Raw genomic sequence first — 17,929 nt, forward strand, 5'->3', positions numbered from 1 at the left:
CTTGAAATATTATTAAAATATGTTATCTATTTAACATTTTATCAAATGCTGCCCTTATTTTCAATAACATTGTAATTGCAGCTATAAAATGGTAAATTAAATATGTAAGAATTAAGAGGTGATCATATGATAGAAATTATATTAGCTTATGATGAGCTTGAAACGATTAGAGATTTATTTGAAGAATATACAAATATGCTCATACAAAAGGATGAAAAGTTTAGGGATTATTTATCTGAGCAAAACTATGATGAAGAGTTTGAAAATCCCAAAATAAAATATGGGCTCCCCTATGGAAGACTTTTTCTTTTGAAATTAGATAAAATCCCAATTGGTTGTGTAGCTTTGAGAAAAGTAAATGAATCAGCTTGTGAAATGAAAAGGCTTTACATAAAACCTGAGTACAGGGGAAATGGGTATTCGCATTTACTCGTTGATAAAGTTATTGAGTCAGCTAAAGAAATAGGGTATGAATACATAATTTTAGATACACTCCCATATTTAGAAACAGCATTAAAACTGTATAAAGAATACGGATTTGAAGAAACAGAGCCATTCAATGACAATCCGATGGGAAATTCAATTTACATGAGATTAAAAATAAGTGGTGAATAATTCACCACTTATTTTAATGCTTATTTTGTAACTAATTGTAATTCAACAGGTATATTTGCGTCAACTTGTTCTCCGTTTAATACTTTGATTGCTGTCTCAATTGCGATTTCACCCATTAAACCAGGTTGTTGAGCAACTGTTGCTGCCATTTCACCAGCTTCTACAGCTTTTACTGCATCGTCAGTTGCATCAAAGCCAACTACGATTATATCTCTTCCACTTGCTTTTATTGCTTCTAAAGCGCCTAAAGCCATTTCATCATTGTGAGCAAATACAGCATCTATTTCAGGTTGAGATTGAAGGATATTTTCCATTACATCTAAGCCTTTTGCTCTATCAAAATCTGCAGTTTGTCTAGCAACTACTTCAATTTCTGTGCCTTCTAAAGCAGCGTTGAAGCCTTCTCCTCTTTCTCTAGCTGCGCTAGTGCCAGCTATTCCTTCAAGCTCTACAACTTTGCCTTTTCCGCCTAGTTGTTCAATTATAAATTCTCCTGCCATTTTACCACCTGCGACATTGTCAGATGCAATATGGCATACTACTTCTCCGCCGTTTGATGCTCTGTCAACAGTTATTACTGGTATACCAGCATCATTAGCAGCAAGTACGCTATTTACAACAGCATCAGAGTCAGTAGGATTGATTACGATAAGATCTACTTTCTTAGTAATTAGGTCTTCAACATTAGAAGCTTCTTTTGCTGGATCGTCTTGTGAGTCTAATACAATCAATTCTACGCCTAAATCCTTAGCTTTTCTTTCTGCTCCTTCTTTAAGTGTTACGAAGAATGGATTTGATTGTGTCGATATAACAAAACCAACTTTTTTTGTTTCTGTGTTTCCACCAGTAGTATCTTCTCCTTCATCTGTACTAGATGTACAAGCAACAAGAGAGATACTAAGTACTAGTACCATCAACATTGTAATTAATTTTTTCATCTTTTTTAACCTCCCATTAATTTTTTATTCTAACAGCTAACACTGTTATAAACTTAAAATACAACTCCAGACTTTAGAATTATATTTGAGTATGGAGTAAATTCTCCTGTTCTAATTACAGCTTTACAGTCCTTGGACAACTCTTTTAATTTCTCGTGTTCAATTTCATTAACTCTAAATTGGTTATCTATAACAGAATCAAGTCTCTCTTTCATTTGTGGGCTTATGCTTTTTAACTCTACATCTATATAAGCCTCTTCTACTTTTAAATCCTCTAATACTGCTTTTAGTACATCTATAAAGCCAGGTATCCCTTCAACTACTGCTAAATCAATAAGTTTAACTCCCTTAGGCACAGGCATGCCAGCATCTCCGATTAAGATCATATCCATATGCCCCATTTCTGCAATTAATTTAGAAAGTTCTCCATTCAATATCCCTCTTTTTTTCATTCAATCACCTCTATTTGTTTTTATCTTTTCTATCTAGTAATACCGCAATCAGTATTACAATCGCTCTAACAATCATTTGATAATATGATTGAACGTCAAGTAAATTTAAAGCGTTGTTTAATATCCCAATGATCAAAGCCCCTACGATAGTTCCCAATATCGCACCTTGTCCACCTGCCAGAGATGTTCCTCCTAATACTACTGCTGCAATTGCATCTAACTCATATCCATCACCTGCTGTAGGTTGAGCTGAAGAAAGCCTTGCTAAAACTATAATTCCAGCAATTGATGCTAAAATTCCACTTATCATATATGCTAACATCTTAACTCGATCTGTGTTTACTCCAGAAAGTAAAGCTGCTTGTTCATTTCCGCCAACTGCATATATATGCCTTCCGTATTTTGTGTTATGGAGAATATGGTAGCAAATCGCAAAGATAATTATCATCATTATAACTGCAACTGGAATTCCTAGTATCTCTCCTCTTGCTATATACCTAAGCATTCTAGTAGCACTTTCTCCTTTTACTGCAATTGGCTTGCCGTTTGTAAATACCATTGTCGCGCCTCTTAAAAGGATCATAGTAGCCAAAGTGGCAATGAAGGGCTGAACTTTTCCTTTAGTTATGACCACTCCATTAAACAGCCCAAATAATGCACCTACTAAAATTGCAGCTAAAAAAGATATAAATACATTTGTCCCATTTGTAAGTAAATACGCACATATAGCTCCAGAAAAACCTAATATAGACCCAACTGAAAGATCTATTCCTGCAGTCAATATTACAAAAGTCATACCTGCAGCTATAATTGCATTGATTGAAGTCTGTCTTAAAACTGTAAGTAAATTGCCCTTTGATAAAAAGTTTGGACTAATAATGCTGACAACCACAATAATTAATATAAGCCCTAAAAGTGGCTTTGCTTTACCCAATTTAGTTTTCAAATTAGTTTTCCTCCCCTTTAATGATATAGTTCATTATCTTTTCAGAAGTGGCTTCTTCCCTTGTCAATTCTCCTTTTATTACGCCTTCATGCATTACTATTATTCTGTCGCTCATCCCTAAGATTTCTGGCATTTCAGAAGATATCATGATCACACAATGGCCTTCTTTCTTAATTGCATTTAATAGATCATAAATTTCTCTTTTTGCCCCGACGTCTATCCCCCGGGTTGGTTCGTCTAGTATGAGCACTTTTGGCTCAGTTAAAAGGGATTTTGCAATCGCCACTTTTTGTTGATTGCCACCACTTAAATTTTTTACTTTCTGCGTCAAGGAAGGAGTTTTGATTTTAATTTTCTCTCTATACTCCTGTGTAACTCTTTCTTCTTTTTTCTTGTCAAGACCAATCGCTCTTTTAAATTTGTCGAGTGAGGAAAGTGTTATGTTAGACTTTACATCCATCGAAAGAACTAATCCTTCAGATTTTCTATCTTCAGATACATACATTATTCCGTTTTCAATTGCTTCTTTTGGTGATTTGAATTCTACTTTTTTCCCTTCTAGAAAAATCTCCCCTTCATCTATTGGATACAAACCAAATATGGTTTTCCCCAATTCACTTCTGCCAGCTCCAACTAACCCTGATATGCCTAGCACTTCACCTTTTTTTAGGCTAAAAGAAATATTTTTTACGTATTTATTTGTCAGATTTATAACTTCAAGCACATTCTCACTAACCTGTGTCATTAAATATGGAAATTGTTCATCCAAAGTTCTGCCTACCATTAACTTGATTATCTCATCTTCATCCAAGTCGCTGATCATCCGCTCGTCAATTAATTTTCCATCTCTCAGAACGGTAGCTCTATCACATATTTCAAACACTTCTTTAAGTCTATGGGAAATATATACAATCGCTTTGTTTTCTGTTTTTAGTTCTCTTATAACATCAAATAGGCTATCCACTTCTTTGTCGGTTAGTGTATCCGTAGGTTCGTCCATGACTATTACCGAAGCATTCAAAGATAAAGCTCTTGCAATTTCAACCATCTGTTGTTTTGCTATCGATATCTCATTTACTCTAAGCGTAGGATCAATGTCAACTCTCAGCCTTTCCAAGAGCTTTTTAGATTCATCTATCATACAATCTTTTTTTAGTACTTTATAGGAATTAACCTTTTCTCTACCTAAAAATATATTTTCATAAACGGTCAAATTTGGTATTAGATTGAGTTCTTGGTGGATGATAGCGATTCCTTTTTCAGCTGCATCTCTAGGATTGAGTACATTTATTTCTTCTCCGTTTAATAATATTCGCCCTGAGTCTTTTGTATATACTCCCGATAAAATCTTCATCAAAGTGCTTTTACCTGCTCCGTTTTCACCTAAAAGCGCCATTACTTCCCCTTCATATGCCTTTAAACTAACATCGTCCAATGCTTTAACACCGGGAAAACTCTTTGAAATGTTCTCCATTCTCAGTATTTCTCTACCCATAAAACTCTCTCCTATTTAAAATTTATTACTTCTTCTAATGTAGGCAATGAAGTCTGTGCGCCAAACCTTTGAATTGAAATAGCTGCAGTTTTTTGTCCCATGTCGATCGCTTTATCTATGTCTTTCGTCTTTATATAATTAGCTACAAAACCACCTATAAATGCATCTCCTGCAGCAGTTGAATCTACTGCTTTCACTTTGTATGAAGGATACATTTTACAAGTATTTTCATCTACATAGAGCGCGCCTTTTTCACCTAATGTGACTATTATCTTTTTGACATTTCTCTCTATCAACAGCTTACTAGCTTTAATCAAGTCTGCCTCTTCTTTGATTTCTATGTGGGCTATCCTCGATATCTCATGCTCATTCGGTATGATGATATCTACGTTTTCTATGATTTCATCATCCAATTCATAGGCTGGAGCTGGATTAAGTATCGTCAGTTTGCCATGCTTTTTAGCTAGTTTCAATCCAAATTTTACCGTATCTATTGGAATCTCTAGTTGAAAAACTACAGCTTCCGCATTTTTGATAATCCCTTCATTCTCCAGTAGATATGCTTCATCAACTTTGCCGTTTGCTCCTGGAATAACTATGATGTTGTTGTGTGCATTTTTATCTACATTTATAACCGCAATTCCAGTAGATGTGCTTTCACTCTTTATGTTTTTTATATTTACACCTGATTCTTTCATTGAATTTAAAACAATGTTGGCAAAACTGTCATTGCCTACCTTCCCTAAGAAGTCCACATCACAGCCTAATTTTGCCATCGCAACAGCTTGATTAGCGCCTTTTCCTCCAGGTATTTGAGAAAGAGAATTCCCCGTTACCGTTTCCCCTATTTTAGGTATTTCATCGACTTCAACAACTAAATCTAAATTGATACTTCCAATGACGACAATATTGCCCATCAACAACTCATCCTTTCAATTAAACTTGTTCTTAGAATGACCTCATAATCCATATCATAGCCATTAATCATGTTGACTAGCATGTCTACGGCCTCTTTACCCATTTGGTAAATTGGCTGTTTTATAGTAGTAAGTGGCGGATTGATGTATTTAGAAATTTGAATATCATCAAATCCAATTACTTTTACATCCTCTGGTACTCTAAACTGTTTTTGCTTGAGTGCATTTATCGCACCTATCGCAATCAAATCATTTCCACAGCAGATCCCTTTAAATTTTCTTTTCTTTAATATCTCTATAACCCCATTAAATCCTGTTTCTATTGTGTAGCTGTCTAAATATATCAAGTCCTCATCTATTTTTATTCCATAATCCGATAAAGCTCTTTTGTATCCATTTAGCCTTTGACTAGATGATTTACTTATTACATTAGAAGAAATAAATGCTATATCTCTTATGCCTTTTTCTATTAAATATTTACATGCCTCATATTCCCCAGTTTCGTTGTCGACAAAGATCTTGCCAACTTTTACATCTGTGTTTATGTCTCTGTCTAAAAGAACCATCGGAATTTTTCGCATATTGAGTGATCTCTCCACACTTTTTTCAGATGCTGTTAGGATAATACCATCTACCATCTTTTCCTGCAGCACTTGTATGTATTTCTTTTCTTTTTCCTCGTTATTGTCAGAGTTGCATAGTATCACTGAATAACCTCTTTTCTCTGCAGCATCTTCTATTCCCCTCGCTAATTCAGAGAAGAAAAGATTCATCACGTCAGGAATTATAATTCCAATAGTCTTCGTCGATTTTACTTTTAAGCTCTTAGCAACTGCATTAGGTATATAACCCTCTTTTTTAGCTATGTCGAAAATTCTCTTTTTTGTTTCCTCACTAATGTAGGGAGCTTTGTCATTTAGTACTTTGGAAACAGTTGCGCTAGAAACGTTTGCTAGCTCTGCAATCTCTTTTATTGTTATGCCCATATTATCACCACTTGTCAGTTAATCGTTTAATTGGGTAATCGTTTACCTAATATAATAATATCACTTCTTCAATATAAATCAACAAATTTTTTTAAATTTCTTCGAAATCTTCTGTCATATAGAATTCAATGCGTTCTTCTAATGAAGGGTGCGAATAATACCAGAATTCATAGAACTTTGAAGGTCTTGGAAGCCCTAAATTTGTGTAGTTTATTTTCTTTAATGCGGATACCGCTGATTCTCTATCTTTTGTGAGCGAAATTTCAAACCTGTCTGCTTGTCTTTCAAATTCCCTTGAAAGCCCATTTTGAATAGGACTTCCAAAAAAATTAAACAAGTTTATCAGAATCAAAAACAAAGGAATCACAGCAAGATTTGTCATATTTTTAAAGCCGAATGCTCCTTTTGATTCCGCAAGCACCCAATTGGCTGAAATATTTAATAAATATAGAATTACAAAGCTTCCTGCTATCCCAAACAATATGTTTTTCCAAATGTGTCCTTTAACATAGTGCCCTATTTCATGCGCAGTTATGCTCACTACCTCTTTGGTTTCTAAATTGTTTATTGTATTGTCCCAAAGAACAATTCTCTTTGCACTAAATATCCCGGTCATGTATGCATTCATAGCTTTTGTGTCTTTGCTCTTATCCACTACCATAATCGAAGCATCTTCTATGTCTGCTTTTTCAAGAATTTCAGTTATTTCATCCCTCAGCGCTCCATCCTCCAACGGCCTGTAGTTGTTAAAAATAGGGTCTATAACAAATGGCGATATAAAGACAATAAACACAATCACAGGTATTGAAATAAGCCAGAGATTAAACCACCACATGTTTGGGCTTTTATATATAATCAGAAATGGAATGAATAAAAACAAAGAAATAACAGCATCATTTACTAAAAATGACTTTATATTTAATTCAAGCCATCTAAGTAGTGTCTGATTCGAAAGCCCATACTTATACCCTAGATAGTATGAGCCATAGTAATTGATCGGCAAATTAATTAAAAACATCATTCCAAAGAAAATTAGCCCATAAATTATCCCACTCGCAAATAGACTGTGCTTGTTTTGTGCAAATATACTTATCTTTTGCGATAGTCCACTTACTAAAAATATAAGAGGCAAAAGAAAAGTAGCTATTAACCTAACTGCCCACACCTTTAACAAGTCAATTCTATAGCTATATACTGTTTCTTCTAGTTCAGGGTAATCTCTCTTTAAAGATTCTATGTTGTTAAGCTCTGCCTTGAACATAAGAAATATAAACGCCAACAATACAATAAAAAACACAACGATTGTTGTTTTTAATTTATATGTCATATTTGCTCACTCCAATTTTTATAATTTAGTCGAACATAATTCTGTATATTATTATAGCCCGAAATCTCGGGCTATTCGTTGTATATGAACTTCTTTATCGCATGAAAAACTCCATTTTCAATATTTGAACTTGTGACATAATTTGCTCTTTCTTTGATGAAGTCTGGTGCATTATCCATTGCTATGCCTATCTTTGCAAACTCAATCATAGATAGGTCATTTTCTCCATCTCCAATGGCCATTATCTCATCATTTCTAATCCCGTACATATTAGCTACATATTCCAACGCTTTTCCCTTTGAAACATTTGAATCATAAAGTTCCAAGTAAAACGGCATTGAAAAAGCTAAAGTGTATTCTTCATCTATCTTTCCTTTCAGATCATCTCTTAATTTTATAAGCACTTCTTCCTCATCAGAAAAGATAATCTTATACACAGAATTCCATAGATTGTTGTCATCTAGGTATTTAACCACGTTGTTTACTCTTCTTGGTATTACATTGCTGTATTTTGTAAATATGTTGTAGTACTCATCATTGTTGTCAGTAGCTATGACCTCATCTTTAAAAAATATAAGCATAAACCTTCCATTGTCATATAAGTCAATGAACAAATCCTTTATTTTCTTTAAATTCAAAGGTTTGTCAAATAAGACATTCTCCCCTTTATTGTCAGTTACTATCGCTCCGTTTAGCGCAATAAGTGGCGTGTCAAGTTTTAGCTCATTGCTAGCCCAAATCATCGACTCTATTTCCCTGCCAGAAGCTAGCACCACTTTAACTTCAAGTTCCTTTAAATTTTCTATTATCACTTTGTTTTCATCTGAAATCTCGTGATTATCATTCAATAATGTTCCATCTAAATCCAAACCTATAAGCTTAATCATTAAATTACTCTCTCTCACTTTCCACTAATTCTATTAAATACTTCAAAAAATCTTCTTTCAGGTCATCTCTTCTCAATGCAAATTCAACAGTTGCCTGTAAAAATCCCAATTTATCACCCACATCGTATCTCTTGCCCTCAAATTCATATGCGTACATTGCTTCTCTTTTAGCCAGTTCTTTTAATGCATCAGTCAGTTGTATCTCGCCATTTTTCCCTGGTTTTGTATGCTCCAACACTTCAAATATAGAAGGGCTTATGATGTATCTGCCTAAAATAGCAATGTTTGATGGAGCTGATTCTTTAGGTGGTTTTTCTACTAAGTCCTTAACTTTATACACTCTATCTTCGATGTGTTTCCCATCCACAATGCCATATTTACTTACATCTTCATAATCTACTTGCTGAACACCTAAAATAGTGGTTTTGTACTCATCATAAATGTCTATCATCTGCTTTAAACAAGGCTTCTCAGGATTGTAAACAACATCGTCGCCTAAAAGGACTGCAAATGGCTCATTGTCAATAAATGTCTTGGCACAATAAATAGCATGTCCAAGCCCCAAAGGTTGTTTTTGCCTTATATAGTAAATATCAGCCAAATCAGAAGTTCTCCTCACTTCTTCTAAAAGGTCCGACTTTCCTGCTTTTTCAAGCTCTAGTTCTAACTCTATCGACTTGTCAAAATGATCTTCAATGCTCTTTTTATTTCTACCTGTAATAATGAGTATTTCCTCAATCCCAGACTCCACAGCTTCTTCTATGATGTATTGAAGCGTAGGTTTGTCAACTATAGGCAGCATTTCTTTAGGTTGTGCTTTTGTAGCTGGCAAAAACCTAGTCCCAAGACCTGCTGCAGGTATAACAGCCTTTTTGACTCTCATGTAATCCCTCCTAATCGACAAATTTGTATAGGTTTAATCCTGAATTTTCATCAAACTCTCTTTCCACAACTCCATCTATTTTTTCAATAACCAATTCACAAGTTGCGCTAACAACAGCCTCATTCAAGTGTCCACCATGAACGTGGTATTCTTCATCTCCTAAAGCTATATGCATGTGAAGATAAGTCTCGCCGTTTTTTGTTGAAATATTGCCTATAAGGCTTGTTATTTCATAATCACCCTCTAATTTTGTCGAGTGATACTCTTTTGTGTTTGTATCAAATAATCCGATAGTAGCGGAACCCACTGCTCCAATGCCCATGATTGAGCCTAGTTTGATGTTCTCTTTTTCAACTAGTTCTTTGATCTTTTGAACTATCTCTTCCCCTATGTTAATCCTTGCGATGTATTTATCCCCAAAAGCTCTATATTCCATTTTAAAACCTCCAATTATTTTTCGATTGTTATTGTCTTTATTACTTGTTTTTCGATTGGCCTATCCCTAAAATCTGTTTTTACATTCGCAATTTCATCAACTACTTCGATCCCTTCAATAACTCTGCCAAAAGCAGCATATGAACCATCTAAATGAGGCGCGTCTTGATGCATGATAAAAAACTGGGACCCAGCAGAGTTGGGATCACTCGCTCTTGCCATAGAAATGACTCCTCTTTCATGCTTTAAGTTATTTTCAAAACCGTTCTCTTTAAACTCGCCTTTTATGCTGTAACCTGGCCCACCCATTCCAGTGCCTTCAGGATCTCCACCTTGTATCATAAATCCCTTTATCACTCTGTGAAAGATAACTCCATCATAAAAATTTTCTTTTGCTAATTTAATAAAATTTTCTACTGTTATAGGAGCAATATCTGGATAAAGCTCTAATTTTATTTTTTTGCCGTTCTCCATTTCAATTGTCGCTATTGGATTTACCATAAATGCACATCCTTTCGTGAATCTATATATTAAATTGTACCATATTAAATGAAGATTATAAACTATTGCTTTTATGTGACTATCCATACGCCAATTTATCCTGAAAGGTATTAGAAGAAATTTAAAGCTTAGTTTATTATAGCTCAAATAAAGATCTCTTTGGAAATATCCCAAACTGCCCGCCAGTATGAATAAATAAAATGCTTTTTAAATCCTTAAAATTTCCATTTTGGATTTCATTAAAAAGTCCATAAAAAGCTTTGCCTGAATAAACTGGATCTAAGATAATCCCTTCAGTTTGAGCTATTTTCTCAATGAATTCTAATTCTTCCACTCTGCTAATAGCATAGCCTCTGCCTACATAGCCATCGATTATCTTTACATCCACTTTATTTACATCATAACATTTATCCAACAACTGCAATGTTTCATCTACAAGTTCACAAATCCTTTTAGTAAAATGCTCAGCAGTACTAGAGACATTAAATCCGATTATTTCTTTATTTGACTTGTGCAATTGATTGCCCAAATACAGACCAGTATATGTGCCTCCTGATCCAACTGCAACTACAATTGCGTCAAAATCTATGCCCAATTCTTTCTCCTGAATTAAAATTTCCTCAAAACAATTTATATAACCTAGTGACCCTATGCCGTTTGAAGCACCTTCTGGTATGATATATGGCTTTAGTCCTTTTTTTCGCAACTCTTCTTTAGTGTTTTCCATTATTTCGTTTCGCCTAAATGCATAATCATCAGATGATACAAATACAATCTCAGCACCAAATAATTTATCTAAAAAATAATTTCCGTCCACTTCATCCCTATCATTTCCCTTTAAAATGAGTGTGCATCCAAGCCCTATCTTTGCAGCAACAACCGCCGTTGCCCTTGCGTGATTTGATTGTATAGCTCCACAAGTAATCAAATGATTAGCACCTTTTTTAAGTGCCTCATTAACACTAAATTCGAGTTTTCTTATCTTATTTCCAGAAAACTCAAACCCTGTGTAGTCATCTCTTTTTATGTACACATTTTTATTTAAACAGAACGAGACTTTTTCTAATTTTTCAATTGGTGTAGGCAAATTAGCTAAGTTTAGTTTTTCAATACCATATAGCATAAAGATCCCCCATTAATTATTTTTTTCAATTAGTTTTCTTAGTTTCTCTTCCATTTTCTTTTTCCTGTCATCTGTAGATTCTCTTTCGATTTCTATGTCAATAGTGACAATATCTCCTTCAGAAGTATCCTCAGGAAACAATCTCTTAGGAAATGAGTAGAAATCCTCAAATAGTTCCACTATAACAAAATCTCCTTCAAATCTATCGACAATGCCAATAGTTTTCATATAATTCACCTACTTTGTAGTCTCTACGGAATAATCGCTGCCATCTGACTTGATTATAACTGTGCCATTCAAATCAGTTCTATAAACTTTCGAGCCAATGCTATTTAATCTCTTCAAAACAGCTTTGGTTGGATGCCCATAAGGATTGTCCTTCCCCACCTCTATCACTGAAACCAATGGCCTAACTTTATCTAAAAATTCTTTACTACTGGAAGTATCGCTTCCATGATGAGCAACTTTTAAACAAACTGATTGGATATCAGGATAACTATTTATTATCTCTTCTTCCGTCTGTGCTTCCACATCACCGGTAAACATGCAGGAGAAATCTTCGTACTCAACTCTCATTACGACAGAGCTGTTGTTCGCATCTTCCTTCGGCTTGTCAGGACTTAATATAGAAACTAAAACACCATCTAAATTAAACTCATCACCTGCTTTCACAACTTTAAACGAAATGTTCTTCTCATCAATTTTGTCTAAGTATTTTTCATATGTAACACTAGTATGGACAAATCCACTGTCTAAAACTTGTTTTACTTCGAAGTTGTTCATTATATCAACAGCTCCACCTATATGATCAGAATGGGGATGTGTCAATACAAAAACGTCTATTGTATCCACTCCTACTTTCTTTAAATAGTCAACTAAACCTTTAAAGCTTTCTTTAGTCCCTGCGTCAATTAGCATCACTTTTTTATTTGGCGTTATAACCAAAGAGCTATCGCCCTGGCCAACGTCGATGAAATGAACCTCAAAATCATCCGAGCCAAACAACGATTCCAATGAGAAATTGCTGTCTTCTGACTGCAAAGATAGCAACGAAACAATTACAACTGTTAAAATGATTAAATAAGAAAGAAATTTTTTCACAATCCACCTCAAATGTCAGTATTTATATCCATTCTATCACAATTTAAACATTTATGAATATATTTTGGCAATATTTATATAACATATAGTAAAAGGAACGAATATAATGTATAATAATTTGTGTCTCTAAATTTGTCCTGTGGAGGAATAATATGAGCGAAAAACTTTCGCTTAAAGAAAAATTAGTTTCGTACAACATAAAAGTGAATATTATTAATGGAGTATTTGCAGCTATTGCTTTCAACTTAGTAAATCCGTATTTAGCGAAGTTTGCTGAAAGATTGGGAGCTACGGACTATCAAATAGCTTATCTAACTAGTTTTCCGTACTTTGTAAGCATATTTGCATATATTCCAGGCGCAATTCTCATTGAAAGTCTGAGTGACAAAAAGAAAACCACCGGAACTATCATGTTTATGCATAAATTATTTTATCTTGTTTTAGCTTTATTGCCATTCTTGAAGGGAATCAATCAAGCGAGTCTATTTGTAACCATAATAGGCTTGATGAACTTGCCCGGAGCTATCGCAACCATGGGATATCAATCTAGCATCGGAGATGTATTCTCTATAGAAGATCGAGGGAATGCAATGGGGCTTAGAAATAAGTACTCCACTATATTTGCATTAGCTGTAACTTTCATCTCAGGGCAATTGCTTACATATATTCCAAAGACCAATGAAGGTTCTATAAGGCTCTATCAGGTATTTTTCTTTTCAGCATTCATTTTCTCACTCGGAGAAGTCATAAGCTTTTTGAAATTCAGAGGCATGAAAAAGAAAAGGAAAACAGCAAACTACATAGACTCATTAAAATCGACAATTAAAAATCTGCCAAAAGAAAAGAATTTTCTCGTATTCACTATGATATCAGCATTCTTTTATATAGGCTGGATGGGGGCTCAACCGCTCTTTAACATCTACACTATAAAAGTGTTGGGCGCAAATGAGTTTTGGCTAAGCGCTATATCTATATCAAGCAGTCTTTCATCTATACTCTCATTTACAAGATGGGCAAAATTTGCAGATAAAAAAGGCAATAACTTAGCACTTGGCACAGCGCTTATTGGGATGGCAATCACCCCTATATTTTATGTGCTATCGACAAATATATTTATGTTGGTGCTGTTTAATATAGTTATAGGAATATCTGTCGCTGGGACAAATCTGATTTTGTTTAATATGCTCCTAGAAGTAACCCCTTCAACCAATAGGACAATTTACATAGCTATATACAACACAATAACCGCAATAGTGTCAGCAGTAGCTCCAATAATGGGAGTAGCTATAAAAGATATGTCAAATATTGCAATAGCGCTTATAGTAATAGCGATATTGAGATTTATAGCAAGTTTTATGTTTATATCAAGAGGAATAGCAAGAGAAAAGAATTAAAATAAAGAGAGGATGGCCTCTCTTTATTTTAATTCTACTTCATGTCCACCAAATTCATTTCTCAAAGCTGCAACAATTTTCCCTGAAAAAGTATCATCTTCTAATGATCTATACCTCATAAAAACTGATAAAGCTATCACTGGAGCAGGTACTCCTAGATCCAAAGCAGTCTCAACAGTCCATTTGCCTTCTCCGGAAGAATACATTATCCCTTTTATTGAATCTAATTCTTTGTCTTTGCTGAAAGCAGATTCTACTAGCTCCATCAGCCAAGATCTAACGACTGAACCATGATTGTATACATGAGCAATCTTCTCATAATCAAGGTCAAAATCCGATTTATAAAGGACTTCAAATCCCTCTGCAATTGATTGCATCATTCCATATTCTATTCCATTGTGCACCATCTTTACAAAATGTCCACTGCCTGGTTTACCAGTATAAAGAACTCCTTCATCAACTGATATATCTTTAAAAAGTTTCTCGCAACACTTAAAAACTTCTTCTTCTCCGCCAACCATTAAACAGGCACCATTTAATGCTCCTTTTGGTCCGCCACTAATTCCACAATCTAAAAACTCTATGCCTTTTTGTTTTAAATACTCATATCTCCTGATAGAATCCTTATAATGTGAATTCCCTGAATCAACAATTATATCTCCTTCATCAAGATGATCTATCAATTCTTCAATAGTATCATCTACTGTCTTTCCAGCTGGCAGCAATAGAAATACTGTTCTTTTTTTCGGAGTCATATCAATCAATTCTTTAATAGATTTTGCTCCGTTTACTCCTGCTTTCTGTGCTCTTTCGATGTTTTCCGTTGAAATATCATATGCATTTATTTTATAGCCTTTATCAAGCATGTTTAATGCAAGATTATACCCCATTTTGCCAAGACCTACTAAAGCAATATTCATATGTCACCACTCCTTTTGTTAAGTAACCACATTATATTATACAAAAATACTGACAATAAGTGTAGTTATTAACCCAACTATTCCAATTATCGTTTCCATCACAGTCCATGATCTTAATGTATCTTTTTCAGATATACCAAAATATCTATTTACAAGCCAGAATCCACTATCATTAACATGAGATAACACTGTAGATCCTGCAGCAATTGCAATTACTATCAAAGCTGGTTCCACATTAAATGCTGGCAATAGTGGTGCCATTATTCCTCCAGCAGTCATCATTGCAACTGTCGCAGACCCTACTGAAACTCTTACTACAGTTGCTATTATAAACGCTAGAATTATAGGGTTCATACTAGAATCAGCTAACCCCTCAGCTAAGACAGTACCTATGTTGCTATCTATAAGAACCTGTTTAAATATACCACCAGCACCTGTAACTAGTAGTATTAGACCAGTAGGCGCCAACGCAGCTGTAGCAACATTGTTTACTTCATCTCTAGTCAAACCTTTGTGTTTTCCTAGAGTTATAAAAGCTAATATAGTTGATATACTCAAAGCTGAAAATGGATGTCCAATAAAAGTCAATATATTTCTTATACTACTTCCTTCCTCTAAAAATACCCCTGCAGTAGTATTTAATAGTATGAGAACAATTGGAATTAAAATTAAACTAATTATCAGTTTAAAACTTGGCAAATCCTTCTCTTCTGCTTTAATTACATTTTCATCAAGCTCCATATAATCAGGAACTCCTGCATATATTTTATTGCCTATATACTTCCCAAATATCGGCCCTGCAACAATCATAGAAGGTAGTCCTATAATTATACCAAATAATATGACTTTACCTAAATCTGCTCCCACTAATTGTGCTACAGCAACTGGCCCTGGAGTTGGTGGAACAAATGCGTGAGTTACCGCAAGTCCAGCCAACAATGGTATGCCATAGTGTAACAATGACTTTTTAGTCTCTTTCGCTAGTGAATAAACTAGAGGAACAAGAATAATAAACCCAACGTCGAAGAATACTGGAATAGAAACTATAAATCCGGCTAACCCTAAAGCCCATGAAGCCTTATCTTTGCCAAATTTCCTTATCAATGTCCTTGCAAGCCTTTCTGCTCCGCCTGAAACTTCAAGCATTTTCCCAAACATAGCACCGAGCCCAACCACTACACTTATAAAACCTAATGTACCACCCATGCCGCTCTGTATAGTGCCCATTATTTTTTCTATAGGCATACCAGCGGCAACAGCCGTCCCCATACTCACAATGAGCAATGCCACAAAAGCATGGAGTTTAAGCTTCATGATTAAAAATAGCAACAATGCAATAGAAATCAATAATACTGCAACATAATAAAATTGACCGTACATCTTAATACCTCCTATAATTTATTTTGAAAATGTGCTAAATCTCCTAACACATTTTTCATACTACTTACAGCGTTTTGGTATATCTGAAACAACTCCTTATACTTATCTTTATTTTGAGTTGGTAAATACACTTCTCCATCTTCCAACATAAAATCAAGTTCTTTTAAACTATTTACTTTTCCTATTGCTAATAGTCCCAACATCAAGGCTCCTAAAGTTGGGCTTTCATAATTATTTGATATGATAATCTGTTTATCCATTACATCTGTCAGTGTTTGTACCCAACACTTTGATTTTGTAAAGCCACCATTAACATACACACATTTAATGTGGTCGTTTGTTTCTTTTAATACTTCAAAGACATCATTTATTGCAAAACATATACCTTCGATAGTTGATCTAGCGAAATGCTCTCTTTTATGCATATCCGAAATACCTATATATGAACCTCTCAAATTCGAATCCCAGTATGGTGCTCTTTCTCCAGTAAGAAAAGGTAAAAATATGAGTCCTTCGCTACCAGGTTTAACGTTTTCAATCATCTCATTTATTAAATCATATGCTTCAATGTTCATTTTTGATGCAATTTCAATCTCTTCACTGCAAAATGTATCCCTAAACCACCTATAAGTTATTCCGCCATTGTTAATAGCGCCACCTGATACATACATATTGTCTGTTAATATATATGAAAAAGTTCTGCCTTTATCATCAATAATTGGTTTGTCAGAAACTGTCCTTACCGCTCCACTAGTCCCAATCGAAACAACCGCAGTGCCAAAATCGATTCCGTTTGAACCAAGATTAGCAAGGCATCCATCACTAGCACCTAACACAACTTTTATGTCTTCGCTAAAATCTAAGTCTTTGCGGTATTGATTCAACATCCCTTCTACGATGTATGTTGTAGGGTGAGGTGTAGATAGTTTGCTTTCATCTATGCCGCATAAGTTCAATGCTTCATCGTCCCATTTTAAATCGTAAATGTTGAAAAATCCTGTAGCACTAGCTATCGAATAATCTACTAAATATTCACCAAACAACTTGTAAATGACATACTCTTTTATAGATATGAACTTAAAAGTATTATTGAATATCTCAGTTTCGTTGTCTCTAAGCCACATGATTTTATATAGAGGTGACATTGAATGACAAGGTGTACCTGTTCGTTTGTAAACTTCTAACCCAATGCCATTTTCCTTAAATTTTTCTGCATAGTCGCTGCTTCTGCTATCAGCCCATATGATGCAATTAGTCAAAGTAGTAGCCTCTTTATCTACACATATCAAGCTGTGCATCATTGATGAAAATGAGATAAACTCAACTTTCTCTCCCAATTTCTTCGCCTCAGAGTTCACTTCTTTTAAGGTTTTTAAAACCGCATTAAAAATTTCTTCAGGATCTTGCTCTCTCATATTTGGTCTTGGAGAATAAATGGGATAAAGCACAGATGATTTCGATTTAATATTTCCGTATTCGTCATACAAAATTGCTTTTGTACTCGTAGTGCCAATATCAATTCCTATGTAAAACATTTTCCTCACTCCAATAAAAAAATATTATATTACGCTATAAAAGATATTTTCTTTATTATAGCATAATATAATATTTAATCAAGTAAAATAAAAA

19 protein-coding genes are annotated in these 17,929 nt (G+C 34.5%); 2 read left to right on the top strand and 17 right to left on the bottom strand.

Annotation, left to right across the window (positions count from 1 at the left end; translation table 11 throughout):
* Nucleotides 1-126: 126 nt before the first annotated feature.
* The gene (locus BO51_RS00435) at nt 127-615 is read left to right on the top strand and encodes a GNAT family N-acetyltransferase (RefSeq protein ID WP_496483030.1); all 489 of its coding nucleotides are present in this window, start codon (nt 127-129) and stop codon (nt 613-615) included.
* 20 nt (nt 616-635) lie between these two features.
* On the opposite strand, the gene rbsB is transcribed toward BO51_RS00435, so the two are convergent.
* The 14 genes from rbsB to BO51_RS00505 all read right to left on the bottom strand — a co-directional run bounded on the left by rbsB (nt 636) and on the right by BO51_RS00505 (nt 12,606).
* On the bottom strand, nt 636-1,553 hold the full coding sequence (rbsB, locus tag BO51_RS00440; RefSeq protein WP_496483031.1) for a ribose ABC transporter substrate-binding protein RbsB: 918 nt from the start codon (nt 1,551-1,553) through the stop codon (nt 636-638).
* Between the two features lie 53 nt (nt 1,554-1,606).
* A complete protein-coding gene (rbsD, locus tag BO51_RS00445) occupies nt 1,607-2,005 on the bottom strand; it encodes a D-ribose pyranase (protein ID WP_496483032.1) in 399 nt (132 codons plus the stop codon).
* A 10-nt stretch (nt 2,006-2,015) separates the two neighbouring features.
* Entirely contained in the window at nt 2,016-2,951 is a 936-nt protein-coding gene (gene rbsC / locus BO51_RS00450) for a ribose ABC transporter permease (RefSeq protein ID WP_496483033.1), read from the bottom strand.
* Nucleotide 2,952: 1 nt separating this feature from the next.
* Nucleotides 2,953-4,446, bottom strand: a complete 1,494-nt coding sequence (locus BO51_RS00455) for a sugar ABC transporter ATP-binding protein (protein WP_496483034.1) — start codon at nt 4,444-4,446, stop codon at nt 2,953-2,955.
* 11 nt (nt 4,447-4,457) lie between these two features.
* Nucleotides 4,458-5,363 (bottom strand): ribokinase, encoded by a 906-nt coding sequence (gene rbsK, locus BO51_RS00460; RefSeq protein ID WP_496483035.1) that lies wholly within the window; start codon nt 5,361-5,363, stop codon nt 4,458-4,460.
* Complete coding sequence (locus tag BO51_RS00465; RefSeq protein ID WP_496483036.1) at nt 5,363-6,349, bottom strand: LacI family DNA-binding transcriptional regulator; 987 nt, start codon at nt 6,347-6,349, stop codon at nt 5,363-5,365. The genes rbsK and BO51_RS00465 overlap by 1 nt, the downstream gene beginning before the upstream one ends.
* 91 nt (nt 6,350-6,440) lie before the next feature.
* A complete protein-coding gene (locus BO51_RS00470; protein WP_496483037.1) occupies nt 6,441-7,676 on the bottom strand; it encodes a M48 family metallopeptidase in 1,236 nt (411 codons plus the stop codon).
* Nucleotides 7,677-7,747: 71 nt separating this feature from the next.
* Nucleotides 7,748-8,563: a Cof-type HAD-IIB family hydrolase gene (locus tag BO51_RS00475; RefSeq protein ID WP_496483038.1), complete on the bottom strand. Its 816-nt coding sequence runs from the start codon at nt 8,561-8,563 to the stop codon at nt 7,748-7,750.
* Between the two features lie 4 nt (nt 8,564-8,567).
* Nucleotides 8,568-9,446, bottom strand: a complete 879-nt coding sequence (gene galU, locus BO51_RS00480; RefSeq protein ID WP_496483039.1) for a UTP--glucose-1-phosphate uridylyltransferase GalU — start codon at nt 9,444-9,446, stop codon at nt 8,568-8,570.
* 10 nt (nt 9,447-9,456) lie between these two features.
* On the bottom strand, nt 9,457-9,882 hold the full coding sequence (locus BO51_RS00485) for a PPC domain-containing DNA-binding protein (protein WP_496483040.1): 426 nt from the start codon (nt 9,880-9,882) through the stop codon (nt 9,457-9,459).
* A gap of 14 nt (nt 9,883-9,896) precedes the next feature.
* Nucleotides 9,897-10,382, bottom strand: coding sequence for a peptidylprolyl isomerase (locus BO51_RS00490; protein WP_496483041.1), 486 nt, complete (start codon nt 10,380-10,382; stop codon nt 9,897-9,899).
* Nucleotides 10,383-10,518: 136 nt separating this feature from the next.
* Nucleotides 10,519-11,505, bottom strand: coding sequence for a D-cysteine desulfhydrase family protein (locus BO51_RS00495; RefSeq protein WP_496483042.1), 987 nt, complete (start codon nt 11,503-11,505; stop codon nt 10,519-10,521).
* Between the two features lie 12 nt (nt 11,506-11,517).
* Complete coding sequence (locus tag BO51_RS00500) at nt 11,518-11,733, bottom strand: DUF3006 domain-containing protein (RefSeq protein ID WP_496483043.1); 216 nt, start codon at nt 11,731-11,733, stop codon at nt 11,518-11,520.
* Nucleotides 11,734-11,742: 9 nt separating this feature from the next.
* On the bottom strand, nt 11,743-12,606 hold the full coding sequence (locus BO51_RS00505; protein WP_496483044.1) for a ComEC/Rec2 family competence protein: 864 nt from the start codon (nt 12,604-12,606) through the stop codon (nt 11,743-11,745).
* Between the two features lie 152 nt (nt 12,607-12,758).
* Between BO51_RS00505 and BO51_RS00510 the strand changes: the two genes are divergently transcribed.
* The gene (locus tag BO51_RS00510; RefSeq protein WP_496483045.1) at nt 12,759-14,000 is read left to right on the top strand and encodes an MFS transporter; all 1,242 of its coding nucleotides are present in this window, start codon (nt 12,759-12,761) and stop codon (nt 13,998-14,000) included.
* A gap of 23 nt (nt 14,001-14,023) precedes the next feature.
* Here the strand turns inward: BO51_RS00510 and gnd are convergent, their stop codons facing one another.
* Genes gnd through BO51_RS00525 form a run of 3 tightly spaced genes read right to left on the bottom strand, consistent with a single transcriptional unit; the run spans nt 14,024 to nt 17,835 of the window.
* Nucleotides 14,024-14,920, bottom strand: a complete 897-nt coding sequence (gnd, locus tag BO51_RS00515; protein WP_496483046.1) for a phosphogluconate dehydrogenase (NAD(+)-dependent, decarboxylating) — start codon at nt 14,918-14,920, stop codon at nt 14,024-14,026.
* 36 nt (nt 14,921-14,956) lie between these two features.
* Nucleotides 14,957-16,300 (bottom strand): GntP family permease, encoded by a 1,344-nt coding sequence (locus BO51_RS00520; RefSeq protein WP_496483047.1) that lies wholly within the window; start codon nt 16,298-16,300, stop codon nt 14,957-14,959.
* A gap of 11 nt (nt 16,301-16,311) precedes the next feature.
* On the bottom strand, nt 16,312-17,835 hold the full coding sequence (locus BO51_RS00525) for a gluconokinase (protein ID WP_496483048.1): 1,524 nt from the start codon (nt 17,833-17,835) through the stop codon (nt 16,312-16,314).
* Nucleotides 17,836-17,929: the final 94 nt, after the last annotated feature.

The organism is Soehngenia saccharolytica DSM 12858 (genome assembly GCF_059568515.1).